This is a genomic window from Marinomonas sp. ATLA20 (assembly GCF_057180105.1).
This window is the reverse complement of the sequence record NZ_JBXUKU010000005.1, coordinates 291,919-317,398: the sequence shown is the minus strand read 5'-3', so window position 1 is coordinate 317,398 and position 25,480 is coordinate 291,919. Positions and strand designations below refer to the sequence as shown.

The 25,480-nt window shown below is 41.4% G+C and carries 23 protein-coding genes and 1 tRNA gene; 10 read left to right on the top strand and 14 right to left on the bottom strand.

From position 1 onward, the window contains the following. Positions 1-2 precede the first annotated feature (2 nt). The 5 genes from AC2A4J_RS11145 to AC2A4J_RS11125 all read right to left on the bottom strand — a co-directional run bounded on the left by AC2A4J_RS11145 (position 3) and on the right by AC2A4J_RS11125 (position 4,106). A complete protein-coding gene (locus AC2A4J_RS11145; RefSeq protein WP_484176047.1) occupies positions 3-371 on the bottom strand; it encodes a hypothetical protein in 369 nt (122 codons plus the stop codon). After that, complete coding sequence (locus tag AC2A4J_RS11140) at positions 371-1,108, bottom strand: HAD family hydrolase (RefSeq protein ID WP_255829188.1); 738 nt, start codon at positions 1,106-1,108, stop codon at positions 371-373. The genes AC2A4J_RS11145 and AC2A4J_RS11140 overlap by 1 nt, the downstream gene beginning before the upstream one ends. A 1-nt stretch (position 1,109) precedes the next feature. Beyond that, entirely contained in the window at positions 1,110-2,102 is a 993-nt protein-coding gene (hemH, locus tag AC2A4J_RS11135) for a ferrochelatase (protein WP_484176046.1), read from the bottom strand. A gap of 160 nt (positions 2,103-2,262) precedes the next feature. Then, positions 2,263-3,066, bottom strand: coding sequence for a TSUP family transporter (locus AC2A4J_RS11130; protein WP_484176045.1), 804 nt, complete (start codon positions 3,064-3,066; stop codon positions 2,263-2,265). 104 nt (positions 3,067-3,170) lie between these two features. Next, complete coding sequence (locus tag AC2A4J_RS11125) at positions 3,171-4,106, bottom strand: chemotaxis protein CheV (protein ID WP_255829185.1); 936 nt, start codon at positions 4,104-4,106, stop codon at positions 3,171-3,173. Between the two features lie 114 nt (positions 4,107-4,220). Between AC2A4J_RS11125 and AC2A4J_RS11120 the strand changes: the two genes are divergently transcribed. Continuing rightward, positions 4,221-5,405: an EAL and HDOD domain-containing protein gene (locus AC2A4J_RS11120; RefSeq protein WP_484176044.1), complete on the top strand. Its 1,185-nt coding sequence runs from the start codon at positions 4,221-4,223 to the stop codon at positions 5,403-5,405. After that, a complete protein-coding gene (locus AC2A4J_RS11115) occupies positions 5,402-6,178 on the top strand; it encodes a TatD family hydrolase (protein ID WP_484176043.1) in 777 nt (258 codons plus the stop codon). The genes AC2A4J_RS11120 and AC2A4J_RS11115 overlap by 4 nt, the downstream gene beginning before the upstream one ends. A gap of 8 nt (positions 6,179-6,186) precedes the next feature. Here AC2A4J_RS11115 and AC2A4J_RS11110 read toward each other — a convergent pair whose 3' ends face one another. From AC2A4J_RS11110 to AC2A4J_RS11100, 3 genes are read right to left on the bottom strand one after another with little or no spacing between them, the layout of a single operon-like run. Next, positions 6,187-8,538, bottom strand: a complete 2,352-nt coding sequence (locus AC2A4J_RS11110; protein ID WP_484176042.1) for a DNA polymerase II — start codon at positions 8,536-8,538, stop codon at positions 6,187-6,189. Positions 8,539-8,598: 60 nt separating this feature from the next. Next, the gene (locus tag AC2A4J_RS11105) at positions 8,599-11,058 is read right to left on the bottom strand and encodes an ABC transporter permease (protein WP_484176041.1); all 2,460 of its coding nucleotides are present in this window, start codon (positions 11,056-11,058) and stop codon (positions 8,599-8,601) included. Further along, complete coding sequence (locus AC2A4J_RS11100) at positions 11,055-11,738, bottom strand: ABC transporter ATP-binding protein (protein WP_255829180.1); 684 nt, start codon at positions 11,736-11,738, stop codon at positions 11,055-11,057. The genes AC2A4J_RS11105 and AC2A4J_RS11100 overlap by 4 nt, the downstream gene beginning before the upstream one ends. A gap of 26 nt (positions 11,739-11,764) precedes the next feature. Here AC2A4J_RS11100 and AC2A4J_RS11095 point away from each other — a divergent pair, with 26 nt between their 5' ends. Genes AC2A4J_RS11095 through AC2A4J_RS11085 form a run of 3 tightly spaced genes read left to right on the top strand, consistent with a single transcriptional unit; the run spans position 11,765 to position 14,076 of the window. After that, on the top strand, positions 11,765-12,394 hold the full coding sequence (locus AC2A4J_RS11095; protein WP_255829179.1) for an arylesterase: 630 nt from the start codon (positions 11,765-11,767) through the stop codon (positions 12,392-12,394). An 18-nt stretch (positions 12,395-12,412) separates the two neighbouring features. Further along, the gene (locus AC2A4J_RS11090; RefSeq protein WP_484176040.1) at positions 12,413-13,351 is read left to right on the top strand and encodes a D-2-hydroxyacid dehydrogenase; all 939 of its coding nucleotides are present in this window, start codon (positions 12,413-12,415) and stop codon (positions 13,349-13,351) included. Beyond that, entirely contained in the window at positions 13,348-14,076 is a 729-nt protein-coding gene (locus tag AC2A4J_RS11085) for a pseudouridine synthase (RefSeq protein ID WP_484176039.1), read from the top strand. Before AC2A4J_RS11090 ends, AC2A4J_RS11085 begins: the two co-directional genes overlap by 4 nt. Here AC2A4J_RS11085 and AC2A4J_RS11080 read toward each other — a convergent pair. Beyond that, entirely contained in the window at positions 14,045-14,587 is a 543-nt protein-coding gene (locus tag AC2A4J_RS11080; protein ID WP_484176038.1) for a GNAT family N-acetyltransferase, read from the bottom strand. The genes AC2A4J_RS11085 and AC2A4J_RS11080 overlap by 32 nt on opposite strands. A 146-nt stretch (positions 14,588-14,733) precedes the next feature. On the opposite strand from AC2A4J_RS11080, the gene yciH reads away from it, so the two are divergent. The 4 genes from yciH (at position 14,734) to AC2A4J_RS11060 (ending at position 18,634) form a co-directional block, all read left to right on the top strand. Then, positions 14,734-15,078, top strand: a complete 345-nt coding sequence (gene yciH, locus AC2A4J_RS11075) for a stress response translation initiation inhibitor YciH (RefSeq protein WP_484176037.1) — start codon at positions 14,734-14,736, stop codon at positions 15,076-15,078. A 160-nt stretch (positions 15,079-15,238) separates the two neighbouring features. Continuing rightward, complete coding sequence (locus AC2A4J_RS11070) at positions 15,239-16,267, top strand: GGDEF domain-containing protein (RefSeq protein ID WP_484176036.1); 1,029 nt, start codon at positions 15,239-15,241, stop codon at positions 16,265-16,267. Between the two features lie 22 nt (positions 16,268-16,289). Then, positions 16,290-16,694 carry an acyl-CoA thioesterase gene (locus tag AC2A4J_RS11065; RefSeq protein ID WP_484176035.1) on the top strand — a complete coding sequence of 135 codons (405 nt, stop codon included), beginning with the start codon at positions 16,290-16,292 and terminating at the stop codon, positions 16,692-16,694. A gap of 41 nt (positions 16,695-16,735) precedes the next feature. After that, a complete protein-coding gene (locus AC2A4J_RS11060; protein ID WP_484176034.1) occupies positions 16,736-18,634 on the top strand; it encodes an alkaline phosphatase D family protein in 1,899 nt (632 codons plus the stop codon). A gap of 359 nt (positions 18,635-18,993) precedes the next feature. Here the strand turns inward: AC2A4J_RS11060 and zapE are convergent, their stop codons facing one another. The 5 genes from zapE to AC2A4J_RS11035 all read right to left on the bottom strand — a co-directional run bounded on the left by zapE (position 18,994) and on the right by AC2A4J_RS11035 (position 23,814). Further along, positions 18,994-20,463: a cell division protein ZapE gene (gene zapE / locus AC2A4J_RS11055; protein ID WP_484176033.1), complete on the bottom strand. Its 1,470-nt coding sequence runs from the start codon at positions 20,461-20,463 to the stop codon at positions 18,994-18,996. Positions 20,464-21,057: 594 nt separating this feature from the next. Beyond that, positions 21,058-22,389 carry an MATE family Na+-driven efflux transporter gene (locus AC2A4J_RS11050; protein WP_484176032.1) on the bottom strand — a complete coding sequence of 444 codons (1,332 nt, stop codon included), beginning with the start codon at positions 22,387-22,389 and terminating at the stop codon, positions 21,058-21,060. A gap of 86 nt (positions 22,390-22,475) precedes the next feature. Then, positions 22,476-22,712 (bottom strand): hypothetical protein, encoded by a 237-nt coding sequence (locus tag AC2A4J_RS11045; protein ID WP_484176031.1) that lies wholly within the window; start codon positions 22,710-22,712, stop codon positions 22,476-22,478. 379 nt (positions 22,713-23,091) lie between these two features. Next, a tRNA-Ser gene (locus AC2A4J_RS11040) sits at positions 23,092-23,179 on the bottom strand. Between the two features lie 92 nt (positions 23,180-23,271). Continuing rightward, the gene (locus AC2A4J_RS11035; protein ID WP_484176030.1) at positions 23,272-23,814 is read right to left on the bottom strand and encodes a nitroreductase family protein; all 543 of its coding nucleotides are present in this window, start codon (positions 23,812-23,814) and stop codon (positions 23,272-23,274) included. A 134-nt stretch (positions 23,815-23,948) separates the two neighbouring features. Between AC2A4J_RS11035 and AC2A4J_RS11030 the strand changes: the two genes are divergently transcribed. After that, a complete protein-coding gene (locus AC2A4J_RS11030) occupies positions 23,949-25,475 on the top strand; it encodes a hypothetical protein (RefSeq protein WP_484176029.1) in 1,527 nt (508 codons plus the stop codon). Positions 25,476-25,480: the final 5 nt, after the last annotated feature.

Here is a 25,480-nt window from a genome sequence, read left to right as displayed (position 1 = left end):
ACTTACTCTTTCGGGTTATTACAAGACGAACTGTCTTCTTTACAATCTTCCTGACCTACAAGACTGCGTATTTTTGATGCGCCTTTTCTCGCACTATCCGCAGTAGCTGTTCCGGCTTCTTTCATTTTATCCCATACCACTGCACCAGTGTCTTTGGCATTTTTGGCGACTTTACTGCCTAAATCAGAAGCTTTCTCGCCATACTCGGATGCTTTTTCCGATGCGCTATCCGCTATTTGTATAGTCGTATCTTTGGTCTTCCCCCACAATTCTTCAGCACCATTCTTAGCTTTATCAAGAGAGCTTTCTTCGGCCTGTACTATGGTCGACAGAAGGATAAAAGAGTAAATAATCGCTTTTATATATTTCATTATACGGCCTGTCTATTTTCACGAGTCGAAGAATTTAACCAACTAATTAGCTGATCGATATCACTAAGAGCTTCAAGCTGTGGGTAACGTAGCAATGTGTCATCTGTTACTTTTTCATGATCCCAAGTGCTATGGTAAGGAACATGTAGAGCCTGAGCCCCGAGGTCCAATACAGGCAACACATCTGATTTTAATGAGTTACCTATCATCAAAAAATTTTCTGCAGAAATTTGGTGGCGCTGCAATATTTGCAGGTAGGCGTCCGACGTTTTATCACTAACAATCTCAATGTCATCAAAATAATCCGCAATACCTGACCTAGACAACTTACTTTCTTGATCAAGTAGATCGCCTTTCGTAATAACCAGTAAACGATATTTCCCTTTCAACTGGGATAACACCCTTTCTATATTTGGTAACAAATCTACGGGAGATGCCAACATGCATTTAGCAAGCTGAATAATTTCATGTATTTCGTTACCAGAAATACGACCTTCCGTTAGTTCAATAGCCGTTTCGATCATGGATAAAGTAAAACCCTTAATGCCATAGCCAAAATGCTCTAGGTTTTTAATTTGCACCTCACCAAGGTGGGCGCGAATATAAGCTTCATCATGATACGGCAGAAGCAAATTAATAAACTCATCTTGGGCATGAATGAAAATGTCTTCATTCCGCCACAGTGTATCGTCTGCATCGAAAGCGATTGCTTTAATGTTTGAATTACTTAAATGCATTTTAGGTCCATTGCTTAGTATTTTGTTCAATCAAGTTAACATACAGAGCTACTTGATCTGCTGTGTCATTAAGCGCGGGAATGTAATCAAAGCCTAAGCCACCATTGTTTTTGAACTCATCACCCAGCTCCAATGTTACTTCTTCAAGCGTCTCTATACAGTCAATTGAAAAAGCAGGGCTAATAATATTGATCTTTTTTATTCCCATCGAAGGCATCGCTTTTAATGTGGCATCAGCATAGGGTTTAAGCCACTCTTCACGCCCAAATCTAGACTGATAAACGTGAGTCCACTCGTGATCACCGAGGTCTAGCTCTTCTGCAACTAAACGACTGGTTGTTTCACATCGTCTTGCATAAGGGTCGCCATTGGTCACGTAGCGTTTAGGAATACCGTGATATGACAAAACCAAATGACGCCTTTCGCCCTGTTTATCCCATTGAGATCGCACAGAATTAGCTAGTGCCTTAATGTATAAAGGATGGTCCGCGTAATCATGCAATAGCTGTAATGATGGCCAATGAGGGCAATTCTTTAAGGATTTCATTAATCTATCGTAAGCCGCTGCGGTCGTTGTAGCTGAAAATTGCGGGTACATAGGCATTACAAGGATGTTTTTTACGCCCTGCTCTCTCAATTTTTGAGCTGCCGTTTCAACACTGGGGTTGCCATAAGTCATTGCTAGTTCAACTGGAACACTATGACCCAATTTATCGGATAGCGATTTTTTTACATTGGCTTTTAAGCGATCACTTAACACTAACAGGGGGGAGCCTTCATCCATCCAAACTTGCTGATAAATTTTTGCCACTTTTGGCGGACGTAGAGTCAGAACAATCAGATTTAGAATAGGCTTCCAAATCAAAGGGTTTAAATCGACAACACGAGAATCAGACAAAAACTCTCTAAGGTAGCGGCGAACTGCAGGTGTTTGCGGGGCGTCTGGCGTCCCCAAGTTCATCATCAATACGCCATAGTCGCTCTTGTTTTTCATGCTATACCTTTTGGATTGGATTTATTGTCTATTATAAGCTAATAAAATGGGGACAATAATGAAAATACCAAGCTAATTCAGGCTTGATAATGTTTCGTTTAGTATCTGAAAAGAAGAATAGTGTCAGTTTTGCTTTATTGCCTTCTCAGCTAAAAGCACTTCAAGAAATCAATAAGCGAATGACTGAAAACACTATAAAGACGACGAAGCTAATGGAAAGGACATTTCTATCAAGCTCATTACCGCGATTACGACACAACCAATAAAAGAACATGTGACTACATGATAAAACGATCATTGAAGGCAGATGCACCGCTCCAGCAAAACCAGATACTCCCATATCATTGAATGTTTTGGCTGGATAAATAAAGCCTACCATTGCGGCGATAGAGGCAAAAACAACAAAACCATCTAATGTGCCTTGCCGTTGTATTTGACCAACTTTTCTTAGATGGCACAGACTATCGCCTAACACGCGTCCGCAGTTACCGGCCAGAAGAGACAAAACACCAACAATGAGTCCTACAATCATATTCCAAGACGTTGCAAATGGCATCACATGCGATCTTTCTAGCTTAGAAGAAAAAACAATATTAATTATCGCCATTAGAGATATTAATAAAAACGCAACTTTGAAGGTTAGTAGGCTACTAAGAGACAGAAGTTGAGCACCTATTACACCACCCATTGCAATGCCTGGAGCGAAGTTAATAAGCTGCTGGGAGTCAACCGCCCCCTTCTTCATTGCAATAACCCAAGCATAAAGATGAGCTGGAATAAATGCGGTAATACAGGTTGCAACTACTGGAAGCATGAGTGCTTGAAAAGACAAACCAAACACCGGCATAAAAAAATATAAGGCAGGGATAGCGATCAAGGTAGGTGCTATCTTTATAACAGAAGCAACTGAGCCAGTTGCGGCACCAATAAAAAGTAATAGTATAATCATTTCAATGGTGGGCATAAAAACAAGACACCTTCTTTAGCCATAACTCTCTAGTTATGAGTAAGACAACAAAAAGCAGGCCTTCGCCTGCTCTTTTAATAAACTAAAATTACGCGAAATAGCTATTCTTGCTCAACAACAGTACGCATGCGATCCTGAATCAATGTTGCTAATTTATCTGGCTGAAATTTTGATAAGAAATCATCACAACCTACTTTTTGCACCATTGCTTTGTTAAAACTACCGCTTAGTGATGTATGTAAAACGATATAAAGATCTTTAAGTCTTGGATCTTCACGAACTTCACGCGTTAAACGATATCCATCCATTTCAGGCATTTCGGCGTCAGTGATCATCATCAGCAGTTTTTCTGGAACAATCTCGCCTTCGTCAGCCCACTTCTTAAGCGCCTCCAAGCCACGTTTACCGTTAGTCGCCTCATGAACTTTTATACCCAAAAAGTCTAATGTGGAGCGGCACTGGGCTAGAGCTACCGATGAATCATCCACGATTAAAACCTCTAAACCTTTTGCTAGGGATAATAAATCTTTATCAATTACATGATCACTGATGCTACCGTCATAAGGAGAAATTTCGGCTAAGACTTTTTCAACATCAATAATTTCAACAATACGGTCATTAACGCGAGTTATTGCAGTTAAATAATGCTGGCGACCAGTGCCATCTGGTGGCGGTAAGATCTCATTCCAATTCATATTGATAATGCGATCTACCTCACCAACCATAAAACCTTGAACAGTATTGTTATACTCTGTCACAATTAAATTACATGGCTGAGTACGGTCGATTGGTCTCATACCAATTGACTCAGATAAATCGATAACTGGGACGGTTCTACCACGGAAATGTGTTACGCCAGCCACAGATGGGTGTCTATGTGGCATTAAGTTCAACTTAGGAAGCATGACGACTTCTTGAACTTTAAAAACGTTTATTGCAAACATTTGCATTCCGCCAAGGCGAAACATTAGAAGTTCTAAGCGGTTCTCACCCACCAGCTTAGTTCTTTGGTCTACAGCGTCTAGCATGCTTGCCATATATTTACTCCAAACATTTTAAATTAAGGCATTATTCCATTATAACCATGATATTCTATAAGGCTAAATCTTACAGTGTTTTTTTGTGTTAACTCTTTCTAGCAAGGACTCTTAATGAAAGACGCCGATGTACTTTTTTGTCGTAAAGCCGTTGTAAATCGACTATCAGAAACAATCGCGTATTACATACTGCACCCAAACAGTGATGCACAGGGTCAGGACACTTCCTTTTTAAGCTCCCTGTTTGTTGATGTTAATCTTACCGAAATTACACAGCAAAAAACCATTTATTTTCAAACAAGTCTACATGAACTCCCTGCTCTACCGCTACAAAGCAATATTCACATGGTCATTTTCTTAAGTGGCACAGAACTATCACTAACGGATATGGATTCATTGTCAGAGTTTCGTCTTCAAGGATATCAATTCGGCATTATAAACCCTGATCTAGCATTATTCCCTGCCAGTTTTTTCAGTGTTTTTTCTCACGTACTTTTTACTCTAAACTGCCTATCAATTGAAGACGTAATTGAAACAGTTAAACACCCTTCACTGTCTGCAAAGAGTATTTGGGTAAACAAAATCGATAATATAGAGCAATTTCATCAGCTTCAAAAGGTCATTCCTGAAGGTCAATTTAGTGGTAATGCCATACATAAGGTAAAACCAGTCAAAGGAAAGCGCATCTTAGCCTACAAAGCCATTCTGATGGATTTATTAGTCGCTTTACATAACCAAGAATCCTCTCCAATTGTTTTAGCAGAATGCATTGAACGCGACCCCACGTTAACGTACCGGATTATCAAGCTTACTCATACAGTAATGTATCGAAGTCAATTTAATGTCTCCAACGCTCAGCGAGCAATCGAGATTATTGGTATTAGAGAACTAATAAAATGGGTCGGACTTGTTATGTTTGGCAGTGTGCCAGGTAGGCCAGATTGCCTTTTTCCTATGGCAGTATCTAGGGCCTGTTTTTGTCAAAGTCTCTCGGCAGCATTATTTCCAAAATTAGAAGGCGCATTTTTGGTGGGTTTGTTCTCATATCTTCCTAGCTTCCTAGACGAAGAAATGCCATCGCTGTTAAAAGATTTACCATTAGATGAGAATATAAAAACAGCTCTATTAGAATACAAAGGCAATTTAGGTGGTGTATTAAAAATAGTCGTTGCCTATGAAGCGGGTCGATGGGAGAAAATTCCTTTTGATCTACTTAAGAGTCAAAACATATCAAAACAATCATTAAAACAGCTGTACTTAGAAAGTTTAAAAGAAGCTCGTGAGATGGGGCGCTTATGATAGACATCGGAGTTAATATCAATCACCGTTTTTTTCTAGATGATTTAGACAGTACTTTTGCAGATATGCAGGATGCAGGTGTCAGAGGCATGATTTGCATCGCTTCTGACCTAGAAGAAAGCCATCAAATTCAGGTATTAAGCCAGAACCACCCAGCAATGTGGCACACATTAGGCTGTCATCCCCACCAGGCAAAAACGTGGAATGCAAACAGTAAATCTCAAATAACGGATCTAATTAATGCAGCAAGACCTGTTGCAATAGGTGAAACCGGACTTGATTTCAATCGCAACTACTCAACACCAAACGAACAATTACATGCATTTAATGAGCAAATTGAGTTAGCCATTGAGCACCAGCTACCCTTGTATCTGCATGAAAGAGATGCACACAAAGAGATGATAGAGATACTTAAGCAACATCCAGATCTGGCTAAAAAATCCGTTATTCATTGTTTTACTGGCAGTCGAATTGAGTTAGAAGGATATTTAGAGTTAGGTTTATTTATAGGTATCACGGGGTGGGTATGTGATGAACGCCGAGGTGAAGACTTGCAAGCTTCTATACCTCATATTCCTTTGAATAAGCTGTTAATAGAAACCGACGCGCCGTTTCTATTGCCACGCAATATTCGACCACGCCCTAAGAAAAATCACCCTAAATATTTGCCCTGGGTAGCACAAGAAGTTGCCAGACTAAAAAACATTACTGTCGAAGAGCTCGCAAGAATAACAATCGATAACACAGAAACCGCCTTCGGAATTCGTGCCTAACAAAGCAACTAAAGCAAAGATATTTGTTGCGATAGCAAACTTGCCATGTTGGTTTTGAAAAATGGCAGGATACTATCTGCAATAGGCTCTATCTGCTTTTCGATATAATGCTCATAATCTAAATCGATTAAATCATCAGCGCTTTCGTAAGGCACCACGCCTGAACGTTGATATAGGTAATAAACGCGTTTCCTACCTTTATTGTATTCTAGCGGTAGCCCTTGCTCTTCTCTTTTTTGATCAATTATTGCCGCCGCCCTAACATGTGGTGGCTTATTTTTTGTGTAGGAAGACAAAGGGCGACTTAACTGCTTGCTGTAAATCAGCTGATCATCAAAGCCACCAGCTCTTAATTTTTCTATAGTCTGCTGAATATAAACAACCGGGCTCTCATCATTAAACACTTTTTCAAACAGGGTTCGCTGAAACTGCCTTGCCAAAGGTGTCCAATCGGTTCGCGCAGCTTCCAAGCCTTTAAAAACAAGTTCTCCCTTTGATTTACCTGCGTAGCGTTTTTTACTGCCTTCTTCTTGCCCTCGTATTGTCGGCATAAAGAACCTTTCGTAAACCCTCTCAAACTCAAGCTCTAAATGGGAATCAAGCTGAGCATATTCCTTACACCAGTTTGAAAGGCAAGCGTTAATATCATCACGCAATTGCTCACCTTGTGTCTGAGGATCTGCTAGATCATTGCCCAACGTGACAAATAAAGAATCCGTATCACCATATATTACTTTTGCGCCACGCCCCTCCATCCAAGCTTGCGTTTTACCTAATAATTCATGGCCACGCATAGTAATTGAGCTTGCTAATTCAGCATGATAAAAACGGCAAACATTTGATCCCAGAACACCATAAAACGAATTCATGATGATTTTTATGGCGTAGCTCAAAATGCTATTCCCCACTCTTTTTGCTTCTTCCCGAGCTTGAGCGAGCTCACCAACTAATGACGGTAAAATCGCCTTTTGCCTATCAAAGTGCGCCCCCAAAAAACCAGGAACCAACTGAATTTCAGCCGCTTCATCTTGTGTCGAATCACTACTTATGTGCTTAGCAATTATTCGAGCTAACGGGTCTACATGGAAGGTGCGAATAATACTTGGATACAAGCTTTTAAAATCAAATACCAATACATTCTTATACAGCCCAGGTATGGACGACATGACGAAACCGCCAGGGCTAGCAACAAAGTCATCATCACTCCAAGCCGGCGCAACCCAACCCGAAGTATGCAACCTAGGCAAATATAAGTTTTCAAAGGCGGCAACCGATCCACCAGTTTGTTCAAACGGAATACCGGTTAAGTCGACACGAGTTTGCTGTAATTCGATGAGTTTTAACTTTTCAAAAATACGCATGACAAGATCGCAGTCTTGAAGGTTATAGGCAACAAACGCGTCTAAATCTTCTCTATGTAACCTCTCTATTTCTTGCCAACGCTCGCTGCCATGTAATAGCTTGCCATCATCAAGGATCTCGTTGCTGACATTGTTTAAACTGTAGGATTCGAAGTGATAACCACCTACTTTCAATAAAGTAATACCGTCTAACGCAACACGCCCAGGAATACTCGCAAAGTATTTCCCTTGGTTATCTGAAGAACGAATATTCCAATTTTCCCCATTCACGCCAAACGCCGGACGAATACCTAAAACCTGACAGCGCTGATCAATAAACTGCAAATCAAAACCAATTAAATTCCAACCAATAAAAATGTCTGGTGAGTGCTTTTTTACATAACGAATAAACGCCAATAACAAGCTTTTTTCATCACTGAAGCGATGAATGATCGGTGAGGTATTTTCTTGATCGGTAACCACAAAAGCAACACGCTGATCTCGCGATGTGACGCCAATAGAGAGTAAGGTATTGGTTGAGACTGAAGTTTCGATATCCAGTGACCACACATTCCAATCGGGTTGCCAATTTCCCGCAATGACTCGGGCTTGATGAAATGTTTGATTACTAGAATCCGGAATGCCGATAAATCGCACGGCACCACGTATGTTGCGTTCCATCAAATATCGGTTGTGGGCTTTTATATCTTCCTCGAAAACAGAGAAGCCATTGCTCTTTACCCACTTAATCATTTGCTGGTGGAGCGTCAGGCTATTACTCTGAACTAGGACAACAGGTTCATTATTGAATGATTTCAAAGCGGATGCAGAACATTGAACGCCCACCACATCCTTGGGAAGGCTTTGTAACGGTGCATCGGTGAAAAATACGCTAAGCTGTCTATCCGGAAGGACCTTAACGGTTCCTTCCGGTGTTTTAATAAAAAGGCTCATTTCAATGTGGCCATTAACCTCTTTCGTATGGCGACTCACAATATAGCCAGTTTTTTCTACAAACATCTAAACAGCCCAGTATATTAAAAAGCACATAATCCAAAAACGCATAGGATACGTTTTTAATTATAACCCACGCAGTAAAAGCATGGGCGGCACTTTTAGCACAGTCCTACTGGCAAATATACCAATGGTTGAAATGACAACCACACCAATCGTCGGCCCCAACACCCACAATAAAGGATGGAAACTCGCTTCAGCATTAAAAACAAACACCTGCAAGCCTAACAAGCAGGTTTCAGCGCCTATGGCAGCAATCAGACCAGCAAAGAATCCAAGGGCGCCAAATTCAACTAATAAAGCCTGTCGCACTAACGCTCCTCGTGCTCCTAGCACTCGCAATAAAGCCCCTTCCTCTAAACGCTCTTCTAATGTCGAGCGTACGCTGGCCAACAACACCAAAGCGCCGGCACTTAAGATACAAAACAACACCAACTGAATTGCCTGAGACAACTGCCCTATGATGGTTTGAATTTGTTTCAAGATATCGCCTACATTCAAAATCGACACGGTAGGAAACTTCGCCATGGATCGATAAAAGTCTTGCGCCTCAGTATCACTAACAAACAAGCTACTCACAAAGTTGGCTGGGTAATCTTCCAAAGCACTTTTAGGTAAAATTAGATAAAAATTAGGCTGCATTGAGCCCCAGTCCACAGTACGAACAGAGGTAATTGGCAAAGTCACAATGTTGCCACCAATATTAATGGTTAGCTCATCGCCTATTTCTAGATTGGCTTCTTTCGCTGCTTCCTGCTCAACAGAAAGACCTTCAGCGGAAAAATCACCTTCAATAAGTTCATTGCCTTTCCCTAGTGTTTCTGACCAAGTGAGATTTAACTCTCGCTCATAGAGCTCTGGCTCACCTCTACCTTCAGGATAAAGGGACTGAATTGTCGTGTTATTCACTGCGGTAACGCGACCTCGCACCATTGGATACCAGTCGGATTTTTTGAGGCCCAATTGAGTGGTATCACTATTTATCTGATCAATCTGGTTTGCTTGCACATTGAACAAATAATGATTAGGCGCATCTTCTGGAAGTTGCTGTTGCCAGTCAGCAATCAAGCTCGATTTCACCCCAATCAAGATCAAAGTCAGCATAATAATTAAGGTGAAGACCAAAAGTTGAAATAAGTTAGGGATCAATCTTCTGTATAAGGAAGCAAGACCTATCTGCCAACCACTGGTTGCTCCAGATGTTAATGAACGCCCCAATTTAAAGGCAACCCACCCAATAGCGGCGACAAACAGCGCGATCCCTAAAATGGCCGCCGTCATAATACTTGGAAGCAAAAAGCCATTGGTATACAAGCACATCAAAGCAAACATACCAATAAAGCCGATTACATAAATCGCCACACCATTGAGCTCAACTTTGGCATTAGGTTGAAGCACTGACATTGGTGATATTTTGGTAAGGCGCGACATCAAAGGCAGACAAAAAACCACCATAGAAATTAGGCCAGTGGCTGCCCCTAACCACAAACGACTAACAGATGGCTCTGGTAAAGTCGTCGACATTAGACCAGACAGCAAAGAGGCGATGATTTCTTGCAACCCCCAGCCGATTGCCAAGCCTATAGCAGCGCCCACAATAAATAGTATGAACAACTGTAGGAAGAATAATTTCCCTAATAACTTAGGCGTTGCACCAATGGTTTTTAAAATAGCAACTTGCATCAAATGACGCTTTACAAACCGAGCTGAGGCCAGCGCCATGGCAACACCAGACATGACCACAGCTAAAGTACCAGCCAACAGTAAAAAAGACTCTGCACGGCCAATGGTATCGCCTATACGCTCTCCTCGTTGCGTTGGTGTTTGCCAGCGTTGCCCCTCATCCAATTGTGGCGTTATCCATTCTTCATACTCATCAAGAGATGCTTTGTTACCTGCAAACAATAGTGAGTAACGCACTCGACTACCAGGTATGATGACGTTTGTCGCAGCAAGATCGGCCATATTCATCACGGCACGAGGTGAAATGGCAAACGCAGAGGTAGTTGATCCTGGATCTCGGACTAAATATTGGCTAACTTTAAGAGAGGCGTCGCCCACTTCCACCTGATCGCCAAGCTTAAGTTTGAGTAAACTGGCCAACCGGGACGATACCCAGATTTCCCCTTGCTTAGGCGTGTCAGTGGAACGCTTTCCGGTACCGAACAAAACGTCATCAACCAGATAAGCCCCTTTCAATGGATATTCGTCCGTAACTGCACTTAATTGAGACAGCTGAAGTGAATCGCCTGCAAACATCATGGTTGTGAAAGACGTTCTTTGTGCGGTTTGCAAAGAAAGCTCATTAGCTTTGGCTTCCCAAGACTCAGGAATCACGTCATCTGAACGAATTAAGCGATCAGCGGCTAATAAATTCGCGGATTCCTGCTCAAAGGATAATTGTAAGCGATCAATAAACAGGCCTATCGATGTGACTGTGCTTACCGAAATAACCAAAGCCAATAGAAGCGTGATTAAGTCACCACTACGAATGTCTCGAAACATTAAGCGAAAGGCAAAACTCATAAGGATTTTTCCGTTAGCTGACCGGCAGACATGACCAATTGACGGTCGCATAGTTTGGCAAGTTCATTATCATGCGTCACCATTACCAATGTCGTGCCTTGAGATTGGTTAAGATCAAATAGCAATTTAATAATCAGTTTGCCATTTTCTTCATCAAGATTACCTGTCGGCTCGTCAGCGAAAAGTATTTTGGGGTTCGATGCAAAGGCACGTGCAATGGCAACACGTTGCTGTTCACCACCTGATAGCTGATTTGGATAATGGGTCAAGCGGTGCGACAGCCCTACTTTTTCAAGTAATGCTTCCGCTTTATTACGTGCATCTTTATCACCTTTTAATTCAGCCGGTAACATAACGTTTTCGATGGCTTGAAGACTTGGCAAAAGATGAAAAGATTGAAAGACAAAACCCACATATTGGCCACGAGCCAATGCCCTTTGCTCTTCAGATTGGCTAGAAAACTCTTGCTCGTACAAGAAAATATCGCCAGACGTATTGACATCCAAACCAGCTAATAGACCCAATAACGTGGACTTACCTGAACCAGATGAACCAACGATAGCAACCGACTCGCTTTCCTTGATTTCCATATTAATTCCTTTCAATATGGTTAAATTCCCTGTATTCGATGTCACGGTATGAGTTAAATTAGATACTTTAATCGCGGTGTTTCTAGCCATGGTGATTCACTCTAAAAAGGTTTGGTATGTTTTTAAAAAAGCAATTAAGGCAACTATGTACAATAATCACACTGCTATTTATTAGTTCGTTTGCATCGGCTTCTACTTTACTTGTCATGGGAGACAGCCTCAGCGCGGCATATAACTTAAGACAACAAGATGGCTGGGTTAGTTTACTCGAAAATCAACTTTCTCAATCACATCCAGAAATAAACGTTGTAAATGCCAGTGTTAGCGGCGAAACAACACAAGGTGGTTTGTCTCGCTTCAATGATCTATTAGCCACCCACAAGCCCAATTGGGTCATTTTAGAACTCGGTGCTAATGATGCTTTACGTGGTTACCCTCTTACTCAGACCACAATGAATTTAGAAAAAATGGTTGAGCAAGCTCACGATGTGAATGCCACAGTATTATTGGTTGGCAACCAGATCCCGCAAAACTATGGCAAGCGCTATACGCAAATGTTCTTTAATTTGTACAAGGATATTGCCACTAAGTACAATATCGCTTACCTACCCTTTATGCTTGAAAATGTAGCGTTAAACAAAGATCTGATGCAGAACGATGGCTTACATCCAAATAAAACAGGCCAACCTATCGTACTGCAAAATATACTCCCATATTTGCTACCATTATTAGATAACACGAAGTAAAAAAATAAGGAAAGTTAAATGAAGGCGGTTTTTTTGGACAGAGGCTCATTTCCAAAGCAAATAAACATTCAACTACCAACACAAATCAAAGAGGTTGTTGAATACGAGAACTCTTCTCTTGAACAGGTAGCCGAACGTATAAAAGACGCCGCTATTGTCCTCACTAATAAGTCTATGGTGGATGCTGACGCCATGAATGGTGAGGCCAATTTAAAACTGATACAAGTCATGGCAACTGGCACCAACAATGTAGATTTGGAGGCTTGCAAAAACAAACACATCACCGTTCAAAATGTCTCCGATTATTCTACAATCAGTGTTCCTGAACATACTTTCGCCATGCTTCTAACACTCAGAAGAAATCTCACATCGTATTTAGATGACGTAAAGGCTGGAAGGTGGTCTACCTCGGAATTTTTTTGTTTTCTTGACTACCCTATTAAGGATTTATCAGGCTCCACAATGGCCATTATCGGTGGCGGGACCTTGGGTAAAAAGGTTGCCGCCATTGCTCTAGCTTTTGGAATGCATGTGATCTTTGCTGACAGAAAAGGAGCAAAAAGTACTCGAGCGGGTTATATCAATTTTGAAGAAGCGTTAACATCGGCCGATGTCATCAGCATCAATTGCCCAATAACGGTAGACACAAAAGATTTGATTAGTGATACTGAATTTTTATTAATGAAACCAAGCTGTTTATTACTCAATATTAGCCGAGGTGGCATTGTTGATGAGTATGCATTAGTTCGAGCGTTTCAACATAATAGCATCGCTGGTGCCGCTTTCGATGTATCAAGCCAAGAACCTATGCCGCTAGACCATCCACTTCAAGAGCTTTCTAAAACCCCCAATTTTTTATTGACACCTCACATTGCTTGGGCCAGTGATGAAGCCATGCAAACGTTAGTCGACATGGCGATGGAAAAAATAAACTCTTTTATAGAAAAGCCAGAATGACGTTAGAGATTTTATATCAAGATGAATACCTAGTTGCTGTCAATAAGCCTGCAGGCTTACTTGTCCATCGCACACATTTAGCCAAAGATGAAGAAGATGCCGTTGTTCAGAGGCTAAGAGATCAAACAGGAAAATGGGTTTTCCCTGTGCACCGTCTTGACCGAGGCACATCTGGTGTTCTGGTTATGGCATTTACACCTGAAGTTGCAAGGCACCTTGCCTCTCAGTTTTCTGAGTCTAAGACTCAAAAAACCTATCATTGCTTGGTTCGTGGTTATTGTGATGACGCTGGCGTTATTGATTACCCATTAGCTAAGCTGAATGAACAAAAAGGCCGCTCTCGCTTTAAAATTGAAGGCACAGAAAGAGACGCTGAGACAAGTTTTGTTAGATTAAAACAGTTTCAGCTGCCGGTTCCGGTAAGCCGTTATGACAGTATGCGTCTAAGCTGGCTCGAAGTGACGCCAAAGCAAGGTCGGAAACATCAAATACGTCGACATTTCAAACACCATTTGACCCCTCTTGTTGGCGACTCTTGCTATGGTTGTCGCCATATTAATAAAGTGGCCAAAGAGATTTGGGAAGATGACTTTAGATTGATGCTCCACGCATCAAGCCTCGAGTTCACCCACCCAATTACAAACCTGCCCATGACCCTATCAGCAGGTTTTAGTGACAAAATTGTCAACATCCTTAACAAACTGGAAGGTTATCGAACTTGGTAGCGCTTAGCGGCAAGTCTTCTGCTATCGACCAACGGAAGACTAAACTGTCGTGAATTTCTGGGTTTAAATTAATCGCGTTTTTTTGCACTTCTTTAATTTCAAAGCCGCATGACAGAAGCACTTTTATTGAGGCTTTATTGTGATCTGCAACTGTCGCATACACTTCTGTTATCCCAGTGCTTGCCCAAATAATAAGTACATGCTTCAGCACATGTTTGGCAATACCTTGGTTCGTAAAATTCTTGGCAATACGGTAAGACACTTCTACCGATTTTTCATCCAATATTTGCCCATTAAAGCGGCCAATAAGCACATCATTTGGTAAGTACACTAGATATTGCAAATGCTTTAAGTTACTTCTAAGTAAACGTCTGAAATACATTTCTGTTTGCTGCTGTAGTGCTTGGTTGGGTAAAAACTGAGAAAACCAACCCCTATTGCGGAACTCAAACAGCAATATATTTCTTAGGTCGGCTTCTGTGGCTTGTCGAATTTTTACTAATGTTTTCATATCCAACACGCTTTCTAAAACTGGTATTATTATCAGCTTAGCTCAGATTTAAGTTAAATGCTGAATATTGCAATTTTTATCTGATTCGCTTTTATTGAGATGATAAAATACTGAGCATGAAAGGATGTTAAAGGTTGTCAAAATCCATGAAAAATCGAAATTTAGTCTATTCAACAGATCAAGGTCGTCTCTGCCCAGGCTGTGAGTACCCAGCTTCTGAGTGCCAGTGTAAAAAAGAAGATCCCATTGGTAGTGGTAAAGTGTTAATTGCGCTGGAAACAAAAGGACGAAAAGGCAAAGGGGTTACTGTTATTAGCGGCCTCCCTCTAACGGAAGCGGCGCTCAAAGTGTTAGGTAAAAAACTAAAAACTCAATGTGGCACCGGTGGCGCAGTGAAAGATGGACTCATCGAAGTGCAAGGAGACAACCGACAGAAAGTGAAAGAGTTACTTGAAAAAGAAGGTTTTTCTAGTAAATTTACTGGTGGTTAATGGCTATTATGCTTTTTTAGAATTACTATATTCGTGTTTTCAAGAATACGAAAACATGACAAAGCCGTTACAATATCGAAGCCGTAATGTTACCGAGTTTTCGCGCTCTTTTATAAACATAAGTTATCGCCAACGAAATGGGACGTCTTGGAGGTAAATCATGGCAACAGAGGTTCCGATGTTCCAACATAATATTAAGCAGGCTAACCAGCTAATGCGATCAGCTATACCTCTTATGGTAAAGCTGGATATTCCACCAACTCCCTATAATTATGGGATATGGTACGAATATGCTTCTAATAGAAACCCCAAATTTAATCAGGTTGTAGATCGTGCTTTGCGCCGATTCGGTGGCTTACCTGCTTTTGTTTCACAAGAACTATTTAACGAATTCTTAGTAACAGAAGATATTCAATATGCTCATCACCAAGGGCCTATATTGAAAGACCTAACCACTAAATTAGAATCTGGAACCACAAATATTTCTAGTGATCTAGAAACGTTTAACAACACGCTACGTACGACAAAAGCAGCGTTAGCGAATGCCAAAGAAGCATCTCAAGTTGAACAAATAGCTCAGCTTCTAGAAAAAGGAGCGTTTAAAGCTAGCCAAGCAATTGATTCGTTCAGTAGTGCTTTACACTCTGCTCAAGAAGAGTTAGCGACGCTACGTTCAGAATTATTAGACGCAAAGAAAAATACTGAACTTGACCCCATGACATTATTAGCTAATGAAAAGGGGTTTGAGCGGTCATTATTTTCAATGATGCCCTATGCAGAAGATGACTTAACATTATTGCTAATAGACATTGATAATCTTGGCCAAATTAATCAAGAGTATGGCAACAAAGCTGGCACATCACTTATTCGATACATTGCAAAACTATTGGTGGGCCTATTGCCGGATAATGGCTTTATTGCACGTTTAAATGGTGGCCGATTCGCTATGTTGCTGAGTGAAACAGAGCTGAGTATCGCCTCTCAACTTGCAGAATCTATTCGGAATGAAGTGTCCATCCAAAAAATTCGCTATAAAAACACCAAGGTTTTATTGCGTCAAGTCACGGTATCCATCGGCGTTGCAACCTTGTTCGGAGATGAAAGTCCTAATGAACTAGTGCAACGTTCACAGCATTATCTAATGTATGCAAAACGGTCCGGCAAAAATCAAATTGCTCACCATGAATAAATAACTACGTTAAGGCAAAACAATGCAGGACAACTTGAATCAAAAAGATCGCGTTTATTTTGAGGTCCGCGATTACGAGTGTGATATACAAGGAATTGTTAACAATGCTGTTTATCAGAATTATCTAGAGCATGCTAGACATCAATTTATAAAATCAAGAGGATTAGACTTTGCCGAAATCACGGCGCAAGGGATTTACCTTGTCTTGATTAAAGCAGAATTAGACTACATACAATCTATGCACAGTGGTGATGCATTTTATATCCAGTCATCGATAGAGCGCGTATCTAAACTCAAGCTTAACTTTCTTCAGAAAGTGCATCGTACTGACAATGACCAATTGATACTTAGCGCAAAAATGACTGTCACTTCAACCACTAAGGAAGGCAAACCTATTGTAGACCATTTGGTTGCAATAACTTGTTGAATGCTGTTAAGCCGTATTCAACAAGTTAATATGAGGAATTTATGCAGGTATTAGCTGGACCGCTACTACGAAGAATGACAGTGGATAGACTAACGTTTTGGTTGATGACCACAGAAGCTGTAACGTTTGATATCACTCTGCTTCAAGACAACACTGTTTTATCAACGCTCAATACTAACCAAACAGCCAAATACCACACACAACTCAAAGCTGGTACCGGACTTTTCATCCAGCTAATTGATATTAAGCTAGACAAAGCCTTACCAACTAATCAACCTATTCATTATGATCTTCGACTGAATGGGCTGGACTGGACGCATTGGGCTGAAGATCTTGTCTATCCAAATCACCCCTTCCCATTTTTTATCATCCAACCGAATATAGATAAAATATTGCATGGTTCTTGCCGAAAACCGCACCATCCTAGCAAAGATGGATTATTACGGGTGGATGAGCTGCTGGAAAATACGTCTCCTAGCGATTGGCCTAGCATCTTGATGATGAGCGGAGATCAAATATATGCAGATGATGTCGCGGCTCCAATGTTATGGGCGATTCATCAGCTAGTCCCACGCCTTGGAATGCCTGACGAAACACTCCCATGCACAGAGATTAACAGTGCCCATCAGCTGCATAAAGAAACCGCTTACTACTACGCGCGAGAAACCCTGCTACCAGAAAATAAACTGAGCCGAGGCGTGATAGATCAGGTTTTTGGAGGTGTAAGAAAGCCTGTATTTACAACAGATACAGCTCAAAATCATTTAATTTCATTGGCAGAAGTACTCGCCATGTATGCCCTTGTTTGGTCTCCTAAAGGCTGGGATTTGATATTTGAGAATGGAGGTATATCTACACCCTCAGACTTGTCAGATGAGCATGCAGCCATTTTCACAAAGCAAATTCCTATTATCGAAAACTTTGCCAAAGGTCTGCCTAAAGTCCGTCGTGCACTTGCCCATCTCCCCGTGGCAATGATTTTTGATGATCATGATATTACGGATGACTGGAACCTGACCGCAGCTTGGGAGGAAACAGCCTATAATCATGATTTTTCTGCTCGAATTATTGGCAACGCCCTTCTCGGTTATCTTATGTGCCAAGGATGGGGGAATGCACCCGAACATTTTTCTAGTGAATTGATTCACGAAGTGCAAAAGGTGCTCATTAACCCTGGCAAAAAACACCATGATGAATTACTGCACGAGCTATTCCGATTCTCTAAGTGGAACTATACTTGGCAGACAACACCACCTCTTGTTGTACTAGATACCCGCACTCATCGTTGGCGCTCTGAGAAATCACTGGAAAAACCGTCAGGACTAATGGACTGGGAGGCGCTAACCGACCTACAACATCAGCTAAAAGGCTTACAAGCCGTTATTCTGGTATCACCAGCGCCCATTTTTGGAGTCAAACTAATTGAAAGCATTCAAAGAGTGTTTACTTGGTTTGGGCAACCTCTGATGGTGGATGCAGAAAATTGGATGGCGCATCCGGGTTCTGCGTATGCCCTAATGAATATGTTTAGGCATAATAAAACACCACAAAATTTTGTTATTCTATCAGGGGATGTTCATTACTCTTTTGTTTACGACATCCAGCTACGCGGCAATAAACAAGGATCAGACTTATGGCAAATCACCAGCAGTGGCATTAAAAACGAATTCCCAGCACGATTATTGGATATTTTTGATCGCCTAAATCGTTGGCTCTATTCACCAAGATCACCACTAAATTGGTTTACTAGACGGCGCAGCATGAAAGTCATTCCCCATAAACCAGAAACTACAGCTCATGGAAAGCGCCTCTTAAACGCGTCAGGAGTAAGCTTGGTATCATTAAATGAAGATGGCTCGCCATCTAAGGTTGTCCAACTGTGTTCGGACGGGCGTGATATACATTTCAGACTTTCTGAACAAGATGCGACTTGGGAATAAATACCATAGAAGCGATAAATTGCAGACGAAAAAAAAGACATCATGCGATGTCTTTTTTTTCAAATAATAGCGGTGAGCAAGGTTGCAATGCTGTTGGTGATGTTAGTGTTGAGCATGCCCTAGCCCATAAACTCAAAGACCAGGCTGAGGCAGCTTATCAAAGGGGGATTTACTACAGAAAAGAAGACTGCTGATGGAAAATTGGTAACTGAATACCCTTTAAACGAGGCATAGCAAATCCACTTTGGTTAGGAAAGCTGCGATTAAGAGCTCACAGCGCACCAAAATTCTTTCATTTAAGCGAAAAAACATGAGGTGTCACTCATTTTAGTGTTTTTTTGCAAGGTAAAGACCTTTCGTCATTGCCGTCCCCATTCCTTTCCACCCATTTCTTCCAACCGAGATGCGGCTCGTCGAAAGGAAAAGGCGAGATCATTTGCGGCCGAAAATTGTGCTAGTGACACACCAACTCGACCCGTCGCTGACCACTCAAAATATTTCCCATCTTTGGTGCGAATCATGGTCGTCGCAAAAGAACTCGAGTTTCCCCCCTTCTCATTGACAAACAATTCTTCATCTCCATCACTGCTTTCGACTTGCGCTTCAAAATCGACAAACAATTCGTCGAGCGGGACTTGTGCCGCCAACACCAAGCGGGTGTGAGATTCATAACACGCGTCAATGAGGGTCACAAATCGTCGCGCTTCGTTGAGGTGCTTGGCGTCCAGTTGGGGAACGCGGTCTATGATGAGGACCGGAAATCGGCAGCAGAGGGAAAGATAATCGGCCGCCCCGAGCGGTTGGTAGCACAACTCGGAAAAATCAAACCAGGCGCACCGGTCATTCAATCGGGCGACCTGGACAGTGCGACCAAAGAGGACGGGAATGATCTCGGCCTCAGTTCCGGATGCAGTGCAACCAAATATTTCTTCCAACTTCGCCCACATGTTGTTACTAGTATTATTATCGCCATGAACATCCTTGTTTGACCAAAAATAGGATTGACCACACGCTCGATTTTCGCGTCGATAATCCTTGCGGGAATCCTCCATGGAAATAATGTCGGACGTGTGTTTCAACATGTCGATGAATGGCAAAAAAAGGGATCGGTTAATGCCTCCCTCATACAAGGCATCGGGGGATCTATTCGAGGTGGCCACCACCACGACATTCCAATCCAGTAATAGTAAAAATAGTCGCTTCAAAATCATGGCATCGGCAATGTCTGTTACTTGAAATTCATCTAAACAGAGGAGTTGGGCTTCTTGTGCCAATTGCTGCGCAATGATGGGAAGCGCATCACCTCGTGGGTGCTTCTGTTTGTAGACAAAGATTCGATGATGGACGTCTAGCATGAATTCATGAAAGTGGACGCGGCGTTTGGTAATCTTTGCGTGTTTGTGGCTGTCATTGTTACAGCAAGAATCATCAGGAACAGTAACCGACGCGTAAAAGAGATCCATTAGAAAACTCTTGCCGACCCCGACCGTTCCATGAATGTACATGCCTCGCGGCGGTGGACCAAAAAACCACAAATGGAACTTCTTTCGAAGAAAGGACTGGGCTGATGCCAGGGATCGCGCCAGTAACAGTAAAAGTGGATTTCTGCTTGTACGGCTGTTCTCACTAGGATCGTCGGTGCGCACGGGTATTGGTGGGAGCGAGGCAAGAGACTCGTGCAGGGCATCGAATTTTGCCGCCAGAGCGACTTGAGCGCCATCTCGTCGCACCTCCCCCGCGTCCACCTTGAGTTCATAAGCCGCTGAAACGGGGCCTGTAGAGAAGCACCGCCGAGCGACGCGATGTTGTGCTATTAACGTCTTCTTCATTTTCTTCATCATCATCGAACTAACGAGTTTATCAACATGATGGTATGGTACCCTAGATTTTTGTATGGGTATCAAATGGATTTGTATTAGATACTCAAGTTTTTGCGTTCAAGTTGAATATGAACTAATTGATCCCCTAGATAGATACCAGCACCGCCATTGTCCTGCGTCCGTTAGCAGCCCTTTCATCATGATGGCGTGTGCTTCAAGCAAATCATCACCGCTTGTTTCATGCCATTTGTCCATCGATTCGTAAACAGCGAAGGCATTATGAACTTCTTGAATCTCTTTTGGTGAACCTAGTACCGTCTTCCCATCTACTAACGCTGTGACCTGCTCTATAGATAATGTATTTTGCTCAACGGCAAGTGAAGCCTGGATAGTACGTATGCGGTTTTCTTTTCTTAGCTTATCTTAGGAACAAGCTTATCTTTGTTCGTTGCTGTCCATTCACCGACTTACTGAGAAACCTCAGCAACCAAGCGCATCATTGTGTGGGTCAGTTCAAATGGTGGCGAGTACGGCATACAAAGGCAGCTCCTAAATTTAAAATTGTAAAAATATTTGTGACTAATAAGATTAAGTATATCTTGCTTAAGATAACGACAGCTTCGGTTCGTCCCCCATGCCTTTGGTCTGTTTTCTTAGCATGCGATATAGAAACCAAGTTATGGCCGCATCTAGAGTGATGCCAAGTCCAAACATAATCGCTATTTTATTCAACGATGGAATAAACCAGCCTTGTTGATAGCTAACAAATGCAGCGCCATAAAACAGGGTGTTAACGATCAATGATTGATAGAGCATTAAATCCGTTCGACCGATACCATAGAAATAGCTATCGATGACATTGTTGAAGGCAAAGACAACATAGAAGCCAATCATAACCATTACTAAATGTGTTACTTCAGAAGCATTGTTTATTCCCATAACATTGTGAATAAAGCTTTCCCAAAACGGTAGTGTCAGTAACCATAGTGAAACTACGCCTAATGTGATAATTAAATAGCTATTAACACGCTCTTCACTAAGCCCGTTACCCGTTGCTGCATCTCTCTTAACCACTTGTCCTAGAGTCAATATAGGTAATAGTAACCACCCCCAAATAAATCCATTTGCAACCCAAAATGTCCCTGCCTGCTGAAGCTGATTCATCAACTGTAGAATCATAACCACAAATGCGGTGTTTCTAACAAAAGACTCTAAGCCTGACTTGCTGCCTACGTTGAACCATAACCTTAACCAGGCTTGTTTTTTAAAACGTATTTCTTTGTAAGACAGCTTAATTTTATTGCCTTTAAGCAACTGAAGAGCAACAACAATCAATAATGAATTCACCAAAATATTTGTCACTGCAATGCCATTTACACCCAGCCTATAGGAGAACGGTAGCTGGCTGACCAGAACACTATCGCAGGCCACGGTCAGGACTGTTTGGATGATTAAAAGCGCATAAAGTGCTTTGTACTTACTATGCAGCACAAGAAGCAAATTCATAAACGTATACCCACTAGAAATAAAAATAGCGAGCGCTTCTAAGCGGATATAAACAATAGTGTTCTGCAATAGCTCGCTGCTTTGCTGCATAGCTGTGACAAGCTGAGGAGTAAATTGAATGACAAACGCAGTCATGATGGCATAAACCAGAACAATGATAGTAAAAGATGACATGGCCCTTTTTCTAAACTCTACGGGGTTTAGGAAAACCTGCCCGAGTATAAAGGCCAATGGGAGCATCAGAGCCTCACCAACAACCTCATAACCTATGTTTAACCAGGCAACTTGGGCCGCAATGCTAAGGGACCAACTATCCGGCATACTGCCAATAAAATTAATACGAGTGGTCGAGTAAATAAGCGGGATGAAGCTGCTGACAATTAACGCTAACCAAAGCTTATAATCTATTTGCTTAAAATCCGTTTTCAATATAAAAATCCTTTCTTGTTAGCTAAGCAGTACTCAATGTCATGGTTAAGCCACCCACTTTTTACCATTCGCTGCAAAGTCGACAATCATGTCGTAAACCCTGTCGCATTTTTCTTTAAACTCGACTCGTCCGTAGCTGTCGGCAAATCTTTATCTAGCACGTCTTCAATGGCAGCCCTTACTTGGCGTTGTGTTTGGCCGTCTTTCCACCAATCCTGAACTAAGACTTTAGGGTGACTTTGTAGAAGTCGAACAATGAGGTCTTTCGCTGCGAGCTTCAAATAAGCAGCAACCTCTCGCAATGTAAGGGTTTGATCGTCCATACAGAATGCCATCTTCTGTGGATTACGTTACTTAGATTTGAAACTGAGAGAATACGAGAAAATTGGGGAATGGACAATAAATCAAATTAAATGCATGGGATAGCGTGATAGAGGTAACAAGTGAAAACTGTGTAACTAACGCTCATTTCTTGTACATTTTGATATCCACGTTTTAACTTGGTCTTTGAAATTAATAATGTCGAAAAATTCACAGAGCGACAATTTTTCTAAATGAATAATTGTGTAAAGTATCGAATTATTTCAAAGCTAGAAGTACTTGAATTTCCGAACAAGATGCCACTTGGGAATGAATACCATAGAATCGATAAAGTGCAGGCGAAAAAAAAAAGACATCATACGATGTCTTTTTTTCAAATAATGGCGGTGAGCAAGAGATTCGAACTCTTGATGCCTTTCGACATACACGCTTTCCAGGCGTGCTCCTTCGGCCACTCGGACAGCTCACCAAAACTTTATATACGCAGTGCGTAATTTGTGCGCGTATTCTAGTGATGGAGAAAAAAGATTGCAACTAGTTTTTTAAAATTAGTCTTCAAAATTAATCTCTTACCCATTCTAAATGATCTCCAAGGTTCACTTCTGGGATAGAAGCCACTTTATCCTTAGGAGTTCCTACGTAGATTAGACCGATAATTTGATCATTGTCTTGTAATGACAAAAGCTCTTTTGTTTTTTGAGTAAAGCAGGCTGGACCACTTCGCCACATACCACCATAGCCAAGAGCATTTAGGCCCAATAGAACCTGCTGAGCCGCCGCTGAGGCCGCCATAATCTGCTCTATAGCAGGAACTTTAGGGTGATCTTGGATTCGAGCGTACACCATTAGGACTGCGGGAGCTCGGTACGCCTTTTTAATAAAAGCTTCCTCTTTGCTTTCAGGCATAGAATCTACTTCAGATAAGGCATGGTGCCAATAAATCTGCCCAAGCTTTGCTCGCCCTTCACCTTCAAAAATACAAAAACGCCAAGGCTTAAGATTGCCATGATCTGCAGCTCGGCTAGCCGCTTCGAGAATAGAACACCACTCTGTTTCGCTCGGTGCGGGTAAGTCGAGCGCTGGTTGCGATACACGATTACGCATAAATGTTATAAATTCTTTACTCATAAAATATTTAATTCCGCTAACATAAGAAAAATAGCAAGCTAAAATGATCGCTTGCTATAGTTTAATGATAATGAATATCATATCTATTGCTTTAGGGTCTAGGAGTTTTTATGTCAAAGTGGTTGATCTGGGCGCTACTTGAACTCAGTACATTTCTTTTGTTGGCCAATGCTGCCTTCTTGTGGATGATACATTCACTTGCGAAAAAAAAACAACAGGCATCAAAGAAAGGAGAAGAATCTGCTGAGATTTTAGATGCTCCTTTAAGTAGTGGAGAATTAGAGGAGACTAAAACCTATAAAGGTCTCGCTCATTATATGGACCTACAGATCAATTTTGCCGCCGCTTCAATCACCTCCAATAAATTAGACCAACATGAAGTGAATAGATTAAAAATCTGGGGAACGGTACTCAAAGCCGAAAGAGCTATTTTACTAAATCAGGCGAATGAAAAGCCTAAACCTATCTTAAATCGATTCCTATCCAGTCTATTATATGCACTCTCTGCCCCAAAACTACAAACAACCAATATTGATGAACTGCATCAGAATCTAAAAGAGATGGAAAATGAATTTTATCAAGCATCAGAGATACTGATTACTAAAGAATCACTTTCAAAAAACCAATCTCTACTTAATCAAGACTTACAAGATAATATCGATCGAGCTAGATTACGTATCAATCGATTAGCCATTAAACAAGCAGAACAGCAGCGCCTAGAAGTAGAAATCAATGATCTTCAAGAGAAGATCAAAAAACTCGAGCAAAAACAGTCTGAGAACACGGGGAATTTTGCCTCATTTAACCTGAAAGCGCCAAAAGCTCAAAAACAAGATAAACAGAGTCGCAATGCTTCTTTCAAGCAGATATCAAGCTTAAGCAGCTTATCTGATCGCCAAAGAATGGTCATTGAGCAACTAAAAAACGAAATTGATAAAGCTAACAACAGCAACAACTCACAGGCAGCGATTGAAGCACAAAAAGTAGCCATCTCTAAAATGGAACGGATGTCCAAAGAGTCACAAACACTTATAATGCAACTAGAAGCAGAATTAGAAACATCAAATTTATCAATAACATCGTTAAGGCAAGATATTAGTCATAAGGATACCAAGCTAGCTGAGTTGGAAAGACAGCTCAACCAGAGTAATGAAACGGCTATTGGCAATCTACAAGCATTAAGCGCCAACAAAAAAGAAACCTTTGGCTCCTTTCGTGATGACCTAAACACTGCACTTGAAAACCAGTCATCAGATAACCTTATTGAACAAGATAAGGATGCTCGAGTACTTGAACGCTTACTACAAGAATCGGAGACCTGCGTTACTCTTTTAGCACAAGAATTAGACACAGCAGAAAACACCAATAACAAATTAAAAGAAGAAATAAATACCATTGCAGAAAGTGCTCACCCTGACTTGGCAGCTCAATCAAAACCACTGATGCAGGAAAGAGAAAAAAATCGACAATTAGTTCAAGCAACAACGGAGCTAAAAAACAAGCTCTTGGATACCGTAACAGGCAAGGACTTTCAAACAATCAGGGTGGCATATAACAAGAAAAACCTTGAATACGATCGATTGCAATTGGCTTTTTCGGATTTGGAAATGAAATACTTAGGGACTCTAAATAATTAGTCGTC

What these genes read in the sequence shown, in the direction of transcription:
- AC2A4J_RS11065 (WP_484176035.1), top strand. Translation starts at nt 16,290, where the DNA reads ATGCAGGACAACTTGAATCAAAAAGATCGCGTTTATTTTGAGGTCCGC.
- AC2A4J_RS11105 (WP_484176041.1), bottom strand. Translation starts at nt 11,058, where the DNA reads ATGAGTTTTGCCTTTCGCTTAATGTTTCGAGACATTCGTAGTGGTGAC.
- AC2A4J_RS11080 (WP_484176038.1), bottom strand. Translation starts at nt 14,587, where the DNA reads ATGAAAACATTAGTAAAAATTCGACAAGCCACAGAAGCCGACCTAAGA.
- zapE (WP_484176033.1), bottom strand. Translation starts at nt 20,463, where the DNA reads ATGAAGAAGACGTTAATAGCACAACATCGCGTCGCTCGGCGGTGCTTC.
- AC2A4J_RS11130 (WP_484176045.1), bottom strand. Translation starts at nt 3,066, where the DNA reads ATGCCCACCATTGAAATGATTATACTATTACTTTTTATTGGTGCCGCA.
- AC2A4J_RS11120 (WP_484176044.1), top strand. Translation starts at nt 4,221, where the DNA reads ATGAAAGACGCCGATGTACTTTTTTGTCGTAAAGCCGTTGTAAATCGA.
- hemH (WP_484176046.1), bottom strand. Translation starts at nt 2,102, where the DNA reads ATGAAAAACAAGAGCGACTATGGCGTATTGATGATGAACTTGGGGACG.
- yciH (WP_484176037.1), top strand. Translation starts at nt 14,734, where the DNA reads ATGAAAAATCGAAATTTAGTCTATTCAACAGATCAAGGTCGTCTCTGC.
- AC2A4J_RS11140 (WP_255829188.1), bottom strand. Translation starts at nt 1,108, where the DNA reads ATGCATTTAAGTAATTCAAACATTAAAGCAATCGCTTTCGATGCAGAC.
- AC2A4J_RS11095 (WP_255829179.1), top strand. Translation starts at nt 11,765, where the DNA reads ATGTTTTTAAAAAAGCAATTAAGGCAACTATGTACAATAATCACACTG.
- AC2A4J_RS11115 (WP_484176043.1), top strand. Translation starts at nt 5,402, where the DNA reads ATGATAGACATCGGAGTTAATATCAATCACCGTTTTTTTCTAGATGAT.
- AC2A4J_RS11100 (WP_255829180.1), bottom strand. Translation starts at nt 11,738, where the DNA reads ATGGCTAGAAACACCGCGATTAAAGTATCTAATTTAACTCATACCGTG.
- AC2A4J_RS11145 (WP_484176047.1), bottom strand. Translation starts at nt 371, where the DNA reads ATGAAATATATAAAAGCGATTATTTACTCTTTTATCCTTCTGTCGACC.
- AC2A4J_RS11045 (WP_484176031.1), bottom strand. Translation starts at nt 22,712, where the DNA reads ATGGACGATCAAACCCTTACATTGCGAGAGGTTGCTGCTTATTTGAAG.
- AC2A4J_RS11085 (WP_484176039.1), top strand. Translation starts at nt 13,348, where the DNA reads ATGACGTTAGAGATTTTATATCAAGATGAATACCTAGTTGCTGTCAAT.
- AC2A4J_RS11090 (WP_484176040.1), top strand. Translation starts at nt 12,413, where the DNA reads ATGAAGGCGGTTTTTTTGGACAGAGGCTCATTTCCAAAGCAAATAAAC.
- AC2A4J_RS11110 (WP_484176042.1), bottom strand. Translation starts at nt 8,538, where the DNA reads ATGTTTGTAGAAAAAACTGGCTATATTGTGAGTCGCCATACGAAAGAG.
- AC2A4J_RS11030 (WP_484176029.1), top strand. Translation starts at nt 23,949, where the DNA reads ATGTCAAAGTGGTTGATCTGGGCGCTACTTGAACTCAGTACATTTCTT.
- AC2A4J_RS11125 (WP_255829185.1), bottom strand. Translation starts at nt 4,106, where the DNA reads ATGGCAAGCATGCTAGACGCTGTAGACCAAAGAACTAAGCTGGTGGGT.
- AC2A4J_RS11070 (WP_484176036.1), top strand. Translation starts at nt 15,239, where the DNA reads ATGGCAACAGAGGTTCCGATGTTCCAACATAATATTAAGCAGGCTAAC.
- AC2A4J_RS11035 (WP_484176030.1), bottom strand. Translation starts at nt 23,814, where the DNA reads ATGCGTAATCGTGTATCGCAACCAGCGCTCGACTTACCCGCACCGAGC.
- AC2A4J_RS11060 (WP_484176034.1), top strand. Translation starts at nt 16,736, where the DNA reads ATGCAGGTATTAGCTGGACCGCTACTACGAAGAATGACAGTGGATAGA.